The organism is Pedococcus badiiscoriae, from assembly GCF_013408925.1.
GTDB classification, from domain to species: domain Bacteria; phylum Actinomycetota; class Actinomycetes; order Actinomycetales; family Dermatophilaceae; genus Pedococcus; species Pedococcus badiiscoriae.
On record NZ_JACCAB010000001.1, the window covers coordinates 581,943 to 595,303 of the forward strand.

General features: G+C 64.3%; 12 protein-coding genes. 10 read left to right on the forward strand and 2 right to left on the reverse strand.

Annotated elements, in window-relative coordinates:
- Window positions 1-69: 69 nt before the first annotated feature.
- The 7 genes from BJ986_RS02755 to BJ986_RS02785 all read left to right on the forward strand — a co-directional run bounded on the left by BJ986_RS02755 (window position 70) and on the right by BJ986_RS02785 (window position 8,487).
- Window positions 70-888: an MraY family glycosyltransferase gene (locus BJ986_RS02755; RefSeq protein ID WP_179420611.1), complete on the forward strand. Its 819-nt coding sequence runs from the start codon at window positions 70-72 to the stop codon at window positions 886-888.
- Window positions 878-1,822, forward strand: coding sequence for an NAD-dependent epimerase/dehydratase family protein (locus BJ986_RS02760; RefSeq protein WP_179420612.1), 945 nt, complete (start codon window positions 878-880; stop codon window positions 1,820-1,822). Before BJ986_RS02755 ends, BJ986_RS02760 begins: the two co-directional genes overlap by 11 nt.
- The gene (locus BJ986_RS02765) at window positions 1,819-2,925 is read left to right on the forward strand and encodes a glycosyltransferase (protein WP_179420613.1); all 1,107 of its coding nucleotides are present in this window, start codon (window positions 1,819-1,821) and stop codon (window positions 2,923-2,925) included. The genes BJ986_RS02760 and BJ986_RS02765 overlap by 4 nt, the downstream gene beginning before the upstream one ends.
- Complete coding sequence (locus BJ986_RS02770; protein WP_179420614.1) at window positions 2,922-5,072, forward strand: glycosyltransferase; 2,151 nt, start codon at window positions 2,922-2,924, stop codon at window positions 5,070-5,072. The genes BJ986_RS02765 and BJ986_RS02770 overlap by 4 nt, the downstream gene beginning before the upstream one ends.
- A gap of 41 nt (window positions 5,073-5,113) precedes the next feature.
- Window positions 5,114-6,430 (forward strand): O-antigen polysaccharide polymerase Wzy, encoded by a 1,317-nt coding sequence (gene wzy / locus BJ986_RS02775; RefSeq protein ID WP_179420615.1) that lies wholly within the window; start codon window positions 5,114-5,116, stop codon window positions 6,428-6,430.
- Complete coding sequence (locus tag BJ986_RS02780; protein ID WP_179420616.1) at window positions 6,414-7,643, forward strand: lipopolysaccharide biosynthesis protein; 1,230 nt, start codon at window positions 6,414-6,416, stop codon at window positions 7,641-7,643. Before wzy ends, BJ986_RS02780 begins: the two co-directional genes overlap by 17 nt.
- Before the next feature lie 91 nt (window positions 7,644-7,734).
- The gene (locus BJ986_RS02785) at window positions 7,735-8,487 is read left to right on the forward strand and encodes an FkbM family methyltransferase (RefSeq protein ID WP_179420617.1); all 753 of its coding nucleotides are present in this window, start codon (window positions 7,735-7,737) and stop codon (window positions 8,485-8,487) included.
- Window positions 8,488-8,511: 24 nt separating this feature from the next.
- Here BJ986_RS02785 and BJ986_RS16190 read toward each other — a convergent pair whose 3' ends face one another.
- Window positions 8,512-9,069, reverse strand: coding sequence for an acyltransferase (locus tag BJ986_RS16190; RefSeq protein ID WP_179420618.1), 558 nt, complete (start codon window positions 9,067-9,069; stop codon window positions 8,512-8,514).
- Window positions 9,070-9,105: 36 nt separating this feature from the next.
- The gene (locus BJ986_RS02795; RefSeq protein WP_179420619.1) at window positions 9,106-10,317 is read right to left on the reverse strand and encodes an NAD(P)-dependent malic enzyme; all 1,212 of its coding nucleotides are present in this window, start codon (window positions 10,315-10,317) and stop codon (window positions 9,106-9,108) included.
- A gap of 271 nt (window positions 10,318-10,588) precedes the next feature.
- Between BJ986_RS02795 and BJ986_RS02800 the strand changes: the two genes are divergently transcribed.
- From BJ986_RS02800 to BJ986_RS02810, 3 genes are read left to right on the forward strand one after another with little or no spacing between them, the layout of a single operon-like run.
- Entirely contained in the window at window positions 10,589-11,506 is a 918-nt protein-coding gene (locus tag BJ986_RS02800) for an ABC transporter substrate-binding protein (protein ID WP_179420620.1), read from the forward strand.
- Complete coding sequence (locus tag BJ986_RS02805) at window positions 11,506-12,459, forward strand: amino acid ABC transporter permease (RefSeq protein WP_179420621.1); 954 nt, start codon at window positions 11,506-11,508, stop codon at window positions 12,457-12,459. Before BJ986_RS02800 ends, BJ986_RS02805 begins: the two co-directional genes overlap by 1 nt.
- A complete protein-coding gene (locus tag BJ986_RS02810; RefSeq protein ID WP_179420622.1) occupies window positions 12,459-13,319 on the forward strand; it encodes an amino acid ABC transporter ATP-binding protein in 861 nt (286 codons plus the stop codon). Before BJ986_RS02805 ends, BJ986_RS02810 begins: the two co-directional genes overlap by 1 nt.
- The last annotated feature ends 42 nt before the right edge of the window (window positions 13,320-13,361 follow it).

Consider the following 13,361-nt stretch of genomic DNA (forward strand, 5'->3'; position numbering starts at 1 on the left):
GTGATCGACATACCCAATCACCGCTCGTCTCACACTCTGCCGACTCCACGCGGCGGAGGGTGGGCCTGCGTGGTGGGCATCGCTCTCGCCACCGGAGTGGCCATGACTCGAAACGTCCCCAGCTCTTGGGGTTTGTTGGCCGGCGCTCTGGCCTTGGCGCTCGTGGGCTTCGCTGACGACCGACGAGATCTCCCAGCCCTTGTGAGGCTCGGCGCGCAGGCCGCCACGGGGATGATTGTCGGGGCGCTCGTTGCTGGTGTCGTCGGGGCGCTTCTGGGCTTGATTCTGTATTCGGGCATCGTCAATGTTGTGAACTTCATGGACGGCATCAACGGCATTTCAGCGCTGACCGTCGCCCTGTGGGGTGCGAATGCGATCGTGCTGGCGCATCTTCATGATCTGCCGCGCCTGGGAGTCATCGGCGCTGTCACGATGGGAGCTGCCTTGGGTTTCTTGCCCTGGAACGCGCCCGTCGCCCGGCTCTTCCTGGGCGACGTAGGAAGCTATCTCTTCGGCGCACTAGTAGCTGGCGGCATCCTCATCGGCTGGGCCGAGGGAGCTCCCCGAGCAGCGTTGGCGGCGCCCCTCGCGATCTACGTGGCGGACTCAGGCACGACCATCATCGTGCGGGCTCGACGACGAGAGCCCCTGCTTGAAGCACACAGGTCCCACGTCTATCAGCGCCTTACCTCGAGCCCCTGTTGGATCCCGCACCTCTTGGTGTCTGGTTTCGCCGCGACCGTTGCCGCTGTAGTCACGGTCGCATGGTACTTGGCGCCGGGCTGGGCCGCCGCCCTCGCCTCTCTCGCTGCGATTGGCTTGTACCTTTCTGCACCCCATTGGATGGTGCGCCGCCCCATGTCCGATGCGGTGGGGCATGAACTCTGAGCGCGTCGTGGTCGTCGGCAGCGGGCTGGTGGGAGCTGCAGTCTCAGAATGTGCCAGCCAGCAGGGCTACGAGGTATTGCGGTGCAGTTCTCCGCGCCTGGAGTGCCAGCCTTCCACGGCACCTGCCGACGTCCTCGAGACAGCTGCCGCAGTCCCGCCTAACAGACTCCCCCAGTGGCTCGGCGAGCTGAAACCAACAGACGTCTTGGTCAATGCAGCGGGGATCGCAGATCCTGGCGCTGCGGATGAGCCGGGTTTGTGGGGCGCGAATGCCCTAACACCCGCAGTGCTCGCCCTGTACGCACACCACGCGGGAGTTGCGCGCTTGGTTCACATCTCTTCCGTGGCTGTTGCCGGAAACCGCAGGCGAGTCGAGGACTCAACACCAACCGCACCGCATTCGCCCTACTCCGCCTCGAAGGCTGTGGGCGAGAGGGCCTTGGCGTTAGGGTTCGGCGCAACGACGACCTCTGTGCGCGCCCTTTCGATTCACGACCCTTCGCGAAAGATCACCAGGCGATTTGTTCGTGCCGCCACCAGCAAGTGGTGCGTTATGCCGACCCCTGCCACAGGGTTGTCGACGATGAGCACCGCCCGTCAGCTCGCGGAGTTCGTCCTCCACACAGCCAACGCGGCGGTGCCACCTCCGCCCGTCATCGCGCAACCTCAGACAGGGCTCACTTGTGAACAGGTAGTAGCAATCTTCCGTGGGGGTCCCAGCCCGTGCCTTCCGGCACCCGTGCTCAAGGCGGCCGTACTCGGACTCCATACTGCCGGTCACAAGTCCCGTGCCGCACACGCATTGTCGCGCCAGCTGGATGTGCTGTGGTTCGGTCAGGTCGTGGACGCTGGGTGGGCTCGGGATACGGCATTCACTTACAACCAACCCGAATTGGCAATTCGGATCTTGGGCGAGGAGTGTCGGCTCCGATGAGTGTCACCCCCGGGAAACCAACGGTCTTCCTCGTCACGACGGTCGCCGAGCAGTTGCGCCACCACTACGGGATGCACATCGATCTCCTTGTCGCCTCAGGCGTGGAGTTGCATGTCTTCGCCTCGGGGGCCGACACGCACCACCTCGAGCGGTCGGTGATGGCTCATGGGCTGCCCATCGGCAGGGGGCTTGGTGTCCGAGGTTTCGTCCGTTCAACGTGGAGCGTCGCGCGCGCTGGTCGCCGACTTCGTCCTGACCTTGTCATCTACGGATCACCGGCGGCCTCGCTGAGTGCCGCGATGGCTACCGTGTTGACGTCCCCACGTCGCGTCTTCATTGTTCACGGCCTCCGGGAGGAGACACTCAAGGGTCCGAAGCGTTGGTTGATTCACGCACTGACGATTCTGACCGCCTTGCTCTCGACCCGTGTCGTGTTCGCCAGTCCTTCTCTGAAAGTGTCGGCGGGTGAATTCATGAAGTCGCTGTCTCGATCGACCGTCGCTCCTGGAGGAGCTGTTGGCGTCGAGGTCCCGAGGGAGGCGAAGCTCAAGGCCCGCGAGCCGCGGGTTGTGGGTTATGTCGGTCGCCTCGCCAAGGACAAAGGTCTTGAGGAGCTCGTAGATGCCTTCTGCATGCTCCTTCGCACGCATCCCGACCTGGAGCTCCTGATCATCGGGGCCCCGGACCAATCCGACCCCTTATCACCTCTGACCAGCGCGATCATGGCGAGCCATCCCGCCATCACTGTGACCGGTTTCGCGCAAGATGTCCGCCCCTTCTATGACCAGATGGACATCTTCTGCCTTCCTTCGAAGAGAGAGGGACTGCCAACCGCGATCCTTGAGGCCATGGCGGCTCGCGTTCCGGTCGTGGCGGCCGACGCGACCGGAACGCGAGACATCGTTGATTCCTCCACCGGTCGCCTATGCTCGGTCGGCGACGCCGATTCCCTTGCTCGCGCCCTGAGGCTCGCGCTGGAAGGGCCCGAGGAGTCAGCAACTCGGGCTGCGAACGCTTACGATCTCGTCTCGCACACCTACGACAGGGTCATAGTCGCAAACTGGTGGCACGACTTTTACTCGAAGGAATTGGCGGGAAGATGACCCGAATTCTGGTGACGGAAGCGCGTTATGGCTTGTCCCCTGCCGGGAATCCTGCTCCCCTCGAGGCATCGGCGGAAGACTCGTCGTGGAGCCCCTACCTAGAGGAACCCGACCACGTCCTGCTGGTAGCCAGGCTCGGTCCAGATGCAACGCCGAACACTTCGACCGGACTTCATCTTTACCCTCTGCCGTATTGGCATGGAGTCCGTCAATTGATCCTGAGGTTGGCAAAAGTGCTCTTCAGCGTTTGGCGTCTTGCGGGCGTATCTGGCGTCTTCGTGGTCAGGATGCCGGGAACGGTGAGCTACCTGGTCACCCCGTTCCTGATCATCCGCGGGCGCCGTTTCGTGGTCGAGATGGTGGGGGACCCTGCGGAGTTGCTGCGCACTGCGGGCAAACCCCGCTCCGCCCAAGGGGCAGCTCTATTCCAACGCCTCGTGATACGACATGCAGTCGGCGTCCATTACGTGACGGAACATTCCCTTCAGGCCTCGTACCCAGCGTCGAAGAACGCTCACGTCGCAAGCTTCAGCGACGTGAACATCCCGGAATCGTTGGCGATCGCCCGATCACCAACGGAGGATGGTTTCAAGATGTTGGCAGTCGGAACCCAGGAAATGCCATACAAAGGTCACGACACGATCATTCGTGCGCTTCCAGACCTTCCAGACCATGTCACGCTGTCGTTGGTTGGCGCGGGAAGGTGTCAGCCAAGTCTCCGGGCCCTTGCGTCTAAACTCGGAGTGAGTCACCGGGTGGCATTCTTGGGCTCCTTACGGCACTTTGAAGTGCTGGCGGAGATGCGGAGGGCCGACCTCTTCGTCATGGCTTCGCACACAGAAGGACTTCCCCGGGTGCTCGTCGAGGCGATGTCGACCGGACTTCCGTGTCTTTCGACGCCTGTGGGCGACATCCCACATCTGCTCCCGGCGGAATGTCTTTACGCGATCGACGACCATCGTCAGCTCGCCATCTGCATCAGGAGACTGCAGGCCGATCATGACGAAATGGTCACTCTAGGGAGATCTAACCTCGCGCGCGTGAGCGATCTACAGAGGCGGTGGGCGCAGGCGCGCAAGGAGTGGGTGTCCACGTTCGACCAGATTTTGGCCCGTGACAGCCTCCGCGTGTGCCACGTGCTGCATCAACTCGAGGTCGGGGGTGCCGAGCGTGTTTGGCTGCAAATGGCGAGGCACATGATCGACGAAGAACTGGCCTTCGACTTTGTCGTTCTCAGTGGGGAAAGAGGCGTCCTGTCGCCAGCCTTCCATGCGGCCGGGGCGACGGAGTCGTTGGTGGGCATCTCGCCTTTCGCGACGTTCCCGCTGCGCCTGGCAAGACACTTCAGGGCCTACGAACCCCAAGTCGTGGTCTCACACGTCTCGCTGTTCTCGGGCATCGTGCTCCTGATCGCGAGGCTGGCCGGCGTCCGACGACGTATCGCGCTGTTCCACAGCGAAGGGGACGGACGATCCCGGTCCATTGCGCGGCGCGCCTACCGGACCGCCATGCGGGGGTTGCTTGGAGTCGTAGCCACAGACGTGGTCGGCGTGAGCCGCTCCGCCCTCGAGTTCGCGGGCCTGAAGGGCATCGTCATTCCCAATGGCGTCTCTACAGGGGCCATTGGACCGCGCCAGGGTAGGCGGCTCGGCAAGAAGCCTCGGGTGGTTCACATCGGGCGGGCGGATCCCGTGAAGAACCGCCGAGCAATCCTCGACATAGCGCGAGCGGCGCCGCACCTTGACTTTTCCCTGGTAGGCCCCGGAGGCCGAGAGGACCTCGGCGATGCGACGCTGCCGGAGAATCTCTCCGCAGACGGTCCAACTGATGACGTCGAGGCAACCTTGGGCAGCGCGAGCGTCCTGCTGCTGCCGTCGCACCGCGAGGGTCTGCCTACGGTGATACTTGAGGCCCTCGCATGTGGAGTACCAGTCGTAGCTTCGAGGATCCCCAGCATCGTTGAACTCGAACACCAACTCCCGGGCGTCTCCACGGTGCCGATCGACGCGCCGCCCGCTCAATGGGTCGACGAACTGAACAGAGTATTGTCGCTCGGTCTCGCGCCATCGACGCTGCGTCACGGAGTCAGCGCCTCGCATTACACGCTGGAACGTTCCGCAAAGGCCTGGAGGGGATTGTGGGACTGAATCGCCATCTGCGTACGTGGTTTCCGCTCTTCGCAGTAGCCGTGGCCCTCGTTCTTGCTGACGCCTCCAGGCTCACGGCGGCGGGAGCGGCAACACTCTCTCTGTCCATCTTCATCCTGTTGTTTGCGGTCTCTTCTAACTGGTCAAGCAGGATGGTCCTGAGCGTAGGTCCCATATATGTATTAATTTTTGGCCTCTTTCACTTTGGCTTGATGTGGACCACCGGCTTCCTCGGAGCCGCCGCGTTGGGGCCCATCGGAAAGGAGAACCTGGCGTGGATCTACTCGGTCCAAGGGCGTCAGGCCCTGATCTTGGCCTGTTGGGGGATTCTCGCTTTCACCTGTGGCCTCGTGCTTGCGCCGAGCCTTCCAGCGGCCCCACCGGCCGCACCGCAGCGGGGCGACAAACTGCAGCGCCTGGGTGTCTTTGGTGTGCTCATCAGCGTCGCGGGAGCTGCGATGTGGGGATACAGCGTTCTGTCGGTCGGAGGAATCCGAGCTCTTCAAGGCGGATACCTCAAGTTCCTTGAGTCCGCTCAAACCCCGATGGTCGCATATGGCACTTGGGCGCTGGGCCTTGGATTAGCCCTGTCTCAATTAGGCAACACACGCACTCGTATCATGGGTGGGGCCTTATTCTTGAGTTTCGCGCTCGTGGCATTCCCCCTTGGTCTACGAGGGGCAGTCCTCTTTCCGGTCGCAACGTGGCTGACCACTCGTCATCGATTGGGACGACGCACTCCCCTTTGGCTCGTTGCAACCGTAGGCGTGGGCGCGCTGATCCTGAGCGCGATCGTTAGAGCCACACGCGTCTCTCAGGCCGACGCGTTGGTGCCGAAAACATTCTTGGACGCTGTCAGCGGATCAATTTCAGAACTTGGCTTTTCGCTATACCCGACGGTGGCCACCATGCGCTGGTCAGCCTCAGGCGAACCGCCGGCGGGCTTTTCGAGTTTCTACATCGTGCCTCTACGGTTCCTCGAGCGACTGCTGGGTTTGCCTGTTCCTCCAGGCGAGTCAGATCCGCGTATCTTCAATGTGGTCATGCAGGCTCGGGAGGGTGCGGTGGGTGGGAGCCCCGTCGCCGAAGCAAATCATGCGATGGGAATGCCCGGAGTACTCCTCGTCATGTTCGTGATCGGCGTCGTCCTCGGATTGGCAACGCGCTTCGAGAAACAACAGATCGCACTACTTCCGGTGATAGCCCTGCCGCTCTTCATCAACGTCAGGAACAGCTTCGCACCGGTTCCTGTGCAGATGCTTCTCGGCCTTCTTGGCGTTTGGATTGTCATGAAAACCGACATGGCGACCCGGAGCGCTCCAGCGAAGAAAACGTGGGAGTATGAGCGCCAGTCTTAGGTTCGAGGCCCGCAAGCGGTTTGCCTACTCCTCCGCAGGATCGATAGGCGCAGCCGCAATCAATGCCGCGGTGGCCCTCGTCACGACTTTTGCCCTGCCTCCCGCACACCGGGGCGAGTACGTCGTGCTGATCACTCTGGCGAGCGGCCTTGGGCCGGTACTGGGGCTGGGCACTGGGGCAGTCATCCGCGGGATACGACGCGACCAGGCACATCATGAGCGGCAGCTTGCGGCGTTCTGGACGCTGTCCCTTCCGTTAGGTCTAATCGCAGGTCTGGCGACCGCTACAATCTGGGCTCTCCTGCCGCACTCCACAGCACATCTGACCATCCCCGCCGGTGTTGCGGGCACTTCCTTCTTCTTCCTGTGGCAGCTAACCGAATACGAGTTCTCCCGAGGTCATTTTCACCGCGCGGCGCGCGCCTCGCTCGTATCCCCAGCGGTGGCCTTGGCATCATGCGCGTGCTTGGGGGTCGGGCTCACGTACTTCGGTTTCGTCGTGCTGCAATTTCTTGCAACAGGCATCCTCGCGGCAGTTCTCTGCCTTCCCCCGCTGACAACCCATTTTCGATCGCCAGCGCTTCTGTCCCGGGCCGAAATCTGCGAGTTGTTGGTTGGGGGGCTCCCCATCGCGTTCATGACTCTTGCGATGATGGTTGCCTTCAGGCTTGATCGCCTTGTCGTTAATGGCTATCTGTCCGCTTCTGCGGTTGCGGTCTACTCCTTGGCTGCCAGTTTCGCCGAGCTAATTCGCCTGGTCCCCATGGCCCTGGCGCAGGTGGCCCACTACGCAACGGCAAACCGGGCAGGGCGCGCCGCGACGCGTCGCTACCTGGCCTATGCCTTTGCCATGGCCGTTGCCGGCTCGACGGCCACTTTCGTGACACTGTTGATCAGCCTCCACTTCCTGCCAGCTGCGTACGACGACTCGGTGGCTGTCCTTGCCGTCCTCCTCGTCGCAGAACTGGTCCTGGTCCCCTTTACGATGGGGGTCCGAACGCTGCAAGCAACCAATCGGATGCGGGAGGTTGGTTACCTTGGCCTCGTCGCACTGGCCGCAACGACTGCTGCATGTTTCCTGCTCATTCCGCCCTTTGGCCAGATGGGCGCCGCATTAGCATCCCTCGTGGCGTACGCGCTCACATCGGCGACCACGCTCATCCTTCTTCGTCGCCAGCCATCCAGTGAGGATCAGCACGAGCAGATCGGCTGACAAGCCCCAATCGACACATGTAGGAGAAGGAGCTCAGATGATCTCGGCGAGAGACTTATATCGATCCATCGGTCGCTCAGTTTATAGCCTCATGCGCAACCGCGAGATCGAGTTTGCGAGGCCTCGCGATGGCGTGTGGGTGCGCTGGTTTCCGTCTCAGGGCTATCTGGTCACCCCCGGCCTACGCGGACCCGGCTGGAAGGCATCGAGGCTCGCCTGCGCCGACATGCTCGCGCCCGGCGAGCTGGTCCGGGATGGCGATGTGGTCGTTGAGGTCGGCGCCGGCACGGGCACCGAAACCGTTTTCCTGAGCCGATCCGTCGGCAACACCGGAACGGTCATCGCTGTCGAAGCGCACCCGACGACGGCGGTCTGTCTGCAAGAAACCATCTCCCTCAACCGATGCGAGAACGTGAGGCTCGTGCAGGTTGCCCTGTCAGGTTCTGGCGACCCAGTCCACCTCACTACTGGCCGGGGTGTGTCTGGCCTCGCAAACCGGATTGACGCGGGGGAAGGTGGAGTGTCGGTCGCGGGGGGCACCCTCATGGATATCGTTCGACAGCAGGGCCTCCATCAGATCGACCTTTTGAAGATGAATATTGAGGGGGCGGAGCTAGACGTCCTCCGTGGCTCGCTTACTACGCTGGATCAGGTGCGACGCGTGATGATCTCGTGCCACGACTTTGCAATGGGCGACGACCCAGGGATTCCGCCCACTTTCGACGCAACCCGAAGCCTCCTCAAGGACGCGGGTTTCCGGGTGGTCACCCGCCCGGATCATCCACAGCCCTGGATGCGGAACTACGTTTACGGCTATCGGGAGGCGCTTTCCGCGCCCTCCTGAGGTCGCGCCGCATCCCCCGATGGACTATCGCCTTCTCAGCTGCTGTGCTGGCACCCCGCCCACCGTGGCCCCAGCTGCGACGCTGCGCGTGACTACGGCGCCAGCGGCCACCGTCGCCCCGTCCCCGATCGAGGCGCCGGATAGCACCACACTGCCGGCGCCCAGCCAGACATCCCGCCCGATCTCGATGGGACTGCTGGTGAAGGTCATCGCACTGAGCGGCACCGAATGGTCGTGATTGGCGTCGCGGACCACGACCATCTCCGCAAGCTTGGTTCCTGCACCGATGGTCACGCGCTCCCTCGCCACCACCACCGAGTTCGGACCAACGTAGTCGGCATCAAGAATGAGCGTCGCGCCAGCCCCCGCGGTGACCATGGTGCCACGCCCGATGTGGCAATTTCGGATGGTCGCATGCGCATCAGGCCCGGCTTGCACAGTCACACCGGCGCTGATGAAGACTCGACCTTCAAAGTCCACATTTGGGTATCGCAGCTTGATGGCGAGGCGCCGGCTCCGCGACAGCAACTCGCTCCAGACGGACGCGACACCGCGCAACGCGCGCGCAAAACTCGTACTCATGCGCCGAACGTAACCCACTCTCCATGTGTGCCCGTCCTAAGGGGCAGGTTCCCTCATGGGTTGTTCCCAGGGACCTGGCAGAGATGCAGGTCGGTCGCTACCTCCAACCGCCCGCGCCACGGCGTCGGCCACGCCGTCGGCGAAGACGCTGGGCACGATCTCGTCCGCTGTGGGCTCGGGCACCAGGCCGGCGATGGCCCTGGCCGCCGCCAGCTTCATGGCCTCGGTGATGTGCGGGGCACCTGAGTCCAGCGCCCCCCGGAAGATCCCCGGGAAGGCCAGCACGTTGTTGATCTGGTTCGGGAAGTCCGAGCGCCCGGTGGCGACCACCGCGGCATACCTCGACGCGACGACGGGGTGGACCTCCGGATCGGGGTTGGCGAGCGCGAAGATGATCGACGACGGCGCCATCCGCGCCACCTGCGCCTCGGGCACCTGACCGCCGGACACCCCGACGAAGACGTCGGCGCCCACCAGCGCGTCCCCGAGCGACCCGGACAGACCCCGGGGGTTCGTCGTGGCGGCGAGACGACGCTTGTGGTCGGCGAGGTCCTCGCGCGTCGGCGCGATGATCCCGCGCGAGTCACACACGACGATGTCGGCCACCCCGGCACGGGCCAGCAGCTTGGTGACCGCCACGCCGGCCGCCCCCGCACCGGAGACGACCACCCGCAAAGATTCCAGCGATCGCCCGACGACACGTGCAGCGTTGATCAGTCCGGCCAGCACGACGATGGCGGTCCCGTGCTGGTCGTCGTGGAAGACGGGGATGTCGAGCCGCTCCTGCAGCTGGCGCTCGATCTCGAAGCACCGCGGCGCCGAGATGTCCTCCAGGTTGATGCCACCGTACGTCGGGGCGATCCGCACGATCGCCTCGACCAGCTCGTCGACGGTGCCTGTCTCCATGCACACCGGCACGGCGTCGACCCCACCGAAGTGCTTGAACAGCACCGCCTTGCCCTCCATCACGGGCATCGCGGCGAGCGGGCCGATGTCGCCCAGCCCGAGCACGGCGGTGCCGTCGGTGATGACCGCGACCGTGTTGGCCCGAGCGGTGTAGCGGGCGGCCAGCGAGGGGTCGAGCGCGATCGCGCGGGACACGGCCGCCACGCCCGGGGTGTAGAGCAGCGCGAGGTCGACCCGGTCCCGCAGCGGCTGCGTGGCGTGTACCCCCAGCTTGCCGCCCTCGTGCGCCCGGAAGACCGGGTCGGACGGGTCGAACAACGGATACGACGGGAACGCAGACATGGACGATTCACCTCAAAGGGGAGGAAGACTTGCGTGGGGCACACCGCGCACGGATCGATCCGCGGTCGAACGACAGCCGGGTGTGGCCTCTCAAACGCACTGCGCGGGGGTTACCCGCAGGTTCATCGTGGCACACCGAACCGCGCGAAACCACCGTCGTGACGTGAGTGTGACCCGCGTCGCCCCGAGGAGTGGCAGTATGCCGATCAGTCCCACACGTGGCGCGGCTCCCCTGCCAGCCACACGGCATACGAGGAAGGAACCTCACCGCATGACCCATCGCTTGCGCCCCGCCACTGCCCTGATCGCGGGGCTGGCCACGGCAGGACTGGCTCTGTCCGCCTGCGGATCGAACTCGCTGTCCACCAACACCAGCACCTCGAGCAGCAGCTCCTCGACCACGGCAGCGGTCGACCAGGCCCTGGTGGCAAAGCTCCCCGCCAAGGTCAAGAGCGCGGGCAAGATCGTGATCGGCACGGACGCGACGTACCAGCCCAACGAGTACCTCGACACCGACGGCAAGACGGTCATCGGCATGGACGTCGACCTGTTCGACGCGGTCATGGCCAAGTTCGGCATCAAGACCGAATGGGTCCCGACCGGCTTCGACCAGATCATCCTGGGCGTCAAGAGCGGCAAGTACGACGTGGGCGTCTCGTCCTTCACCGTCAACGCCGACCGTGAGAAGCAGGCCACGATGGTCAGCTACTTCACGGCAGGCACCCAGTGGGTCACCCAGAAGGGCAACCCCAAGAAGGTCGACCCCAACAACGCCTGCGGCCTGAACATCTCGGTCCAGAAGGCCACCGTCCAGTCGGACACGGACCTGCCCAAGCGCAGCAAGGCCTGCACCGACGCGGGCAAGCCGGCCATCAAGGCGATCGTCGACGCCGACCAGGCCAAGGTGACCTCCGCCGTCCTCACCGGGAAGGCTGACGCGATGCTCGTCGACCTGCCCCCGGCCATCAGCGCCGTGGCAACGACCCAGGGCAAGCTCGAGCTGCTGGGCCAGCAGTACGACTCGGCTCCCTATGGATTCGTCCTGCCCAAGGACCAGACCGACTTCGGCCAGGCCATCGCCGACGCGCTGAAGGCGATGAACGCCGATGGCAGCTACAAGACCATCCTGACCAAGTGGAAGACCGAGGGCGGGGCCATCAGCAACTTCGCCGTGAACCCGCAGCCCTGATGTCTGAGACACCAGCTGCAACCACCGACCGGCCGGGCAAGATCCACGCCCGGCCGGTCCGGCACCCCGGGCGCTGGGTCGCCGTGGCCGTCATCCTCGTCCTCGTCGCGATGATGGTGAGCTCGGTCCTGACGAACGACAACTGGAACTGGTCCTTCGCGTTCCAGATCATGGAGCAGCGTCCGGTCATCGACGGACTGTGGAAGGGCACCATCTTCGGCACCTTCGGGGCCATGGTGCTCGGCATCACCATCGGCATCACGCTGGCGGTCATGCGCCTGTCGGACAACCCAGTCCTGCGGGGCGTGGCCTTCGTCTACACCTGGTTCTTCCGCGCGATGCCGCGCTATGTCCTGCTGGCGATCCTGGGTGGCGCCATCGCGGTGCTGTACAACCCGATCCACATCGGGATCCCCTTCGGCCAGCAGCTGGCTCACGCCCTACACCTGTCCAACGACCTCACGTTCTTCAGCTTCAGCTGGAACGACATCTCGTCCTCGATCTGGATCGGCATCCTCGGTCTCGGACTGTCCGAGGGCGCCTACATGGCCGAGATCGCCCGCGCCGGCATCCTGTCGGTCGACAAGGGACAGATCGAGGCGGCGCACGCCCTGGGCATGCCGCCCGGCAAGACGATGCGCCGGATCGTGCTCCCCCAGGCGATGCGCGTGATCGTGCCCCCCACCGGCAACGAGACGATCGCCATGGTGAAGGACACCTCGCTGTTCATCGCGGCGTCGATCATCACCGAGCTGTACTTCCAGGCCTACGGCTTCGGCCAGCGCAGCTTCCAGATCGTGCCCGGCTTCATGGCCGCCACCCTCTGGTACCTCATCGTGTGCTCGATCCTCATGGTCGGCCAGTACTACCTCGAGCGCTACTACGGCCGCGGCTTCGGCGCTCCGTCCAAGGCGACCAGGCGCAAGCTCGCCACGATCACGGCAGGCCACTGATGAGCACCGACACGACCAACGACACCCGCTCCCCCGCGGCGGACAGGGGCGCCCCTCTGGTCCACGCCGTCAACGTCACCAAGGCGTTCCACGGCAACCAGGTGCTCAAGGGCATCGACATGGACGTCCACCCGGGTGAGGTGGTCTGCCTGCTCGGCCCCTCCGGCTCGGGCAAGACCACGTTCCTGCGGTGCATCAACCAGCTCGAGTCGATCGACGGCGGCCGCATCTGGGTCGACGGCGACCTCATGGGGTATGCCGACCGCGGCGGCACGTTGCACCATCTGACCGACAAGCAGATCGCCGCCCAGCGTCGCGAGATCGGCATGGTGTTCCAGCGGTTCAACCTCTTCCCGCACAAGACCGCCCTCGAGAACATCATGGAAGCCCCGATCCAGGTCAAGGGCGAGAAGAAGTCGGAGGTGCGCAAGCGCGCCCTGGCCCTCCTCGATCAGGTCGGCCTCAAGGACAAGCCCAGCGCCTACCCCGCGCAGCTGTCCGGGGGTCAGCAGCAGCGGATCGCCATCGCGCGTGCCCTTGCCATGCAGCCCAAGCTCATGCTGTTCGACGAGCCCACATCGGCCCTCGACCCCGAGCTCGTCGGTGAGGTCCTCAAGGTGATGCGCCAGCTCGCCAAGGACGGCATGACGATGATCGTGGTGACCCACGAGATGAGCTTCGCCCGCGAGGTGGCCGACCGGGTCGTCTTCATGGACGGAGGTGTCGTCGTCGAGGAGGGTCCGCCGAGCGAGGTCATCTCCAACCCCCAGCACGCGCGCACGAAGTCCTTCCTGAGCCGGATGCGCCAGGAGGAACAGGAGCACGAGCACGGTCAGGCCGAGCCGGGACAGGAGCCCTGATGCGGGCTCGGGCCTCGGACCGGGCCCTGTTCGTCACCTCGG

Bases quoted from the DNA above. Each gene is read 5' to 3' on its own strand.
- BJ986_RS02760 (WP_179420612.1), top strand. From the start codon at position 878: ATGAACTCTGAGCGCGTCGTGGTCGTCGGCAGCGGGCTGGTGGGAGCT.
- BJ986_RS02765 (WP_179420613.1), top strand. From the start codon at position 1,819: ATGAGTGTCACCCCCGGGAAACCAACGGTCTTCCTCGTCACGACGGTC.
- BJ986_RS02770 (WP_179420614.1), top strand. From the start codon at position 2,922: ATGACCCGAATTCTGGTGACGGAAGCGCGTTATGGCTTGTCCCCTGCC.
- BJ986_RS02780 (WP_179420616.1), top strand. From the start codon at position 6,414: ATGAGCGCCAGTCTTAGGTTCGAGGCCCGCAAGCGGTTTGCCTACTCC.
- BJ986_RS02785 (WP_179420617.1), top strand. From the start codon at position 7,735: ATGCGCAACCGCGAGATCGAGTTTGCGAGGCCTCGCGATGGCGTGTGG.
- BJ986_RS16190 (WP_179420618.1), bottom strand. From the start codon at position 9,069: ATGAGTACGAGTTTTGCGCGCGCGTTGCGCGGTGTCGCGTCCGTCTGG.
- BJ986_RS02795 (WP_179420619.1), bottom strand. From the start codon at position 10,317: ATGTCTGCGTTCCCGTCGTATCCGTTGTTCGACCCGTCCGACCCGGTC.
- BJ986_RS02800 (WP_179420620.1), top strand. From the start codon at position 10,589: ATGACCCATCGCTTGCGCCCCGCCACTGCCCTGATCGCGGGGCTGGCC.
- BJ986_RS02805 (WP_179420621.1), top strand. From the start codon at position 11,506: ATGTCTGAGACACCAGCTGCAACCACCGACCGGCCGGGCAAGATCCAC.
- BJ986_RS02810 (WP_179420622.1), top strand. From the start codon at position 12,459: ATGAGCACCGACACGACCAACGACACCCGCTCCCCCGCGGCGGACAGG.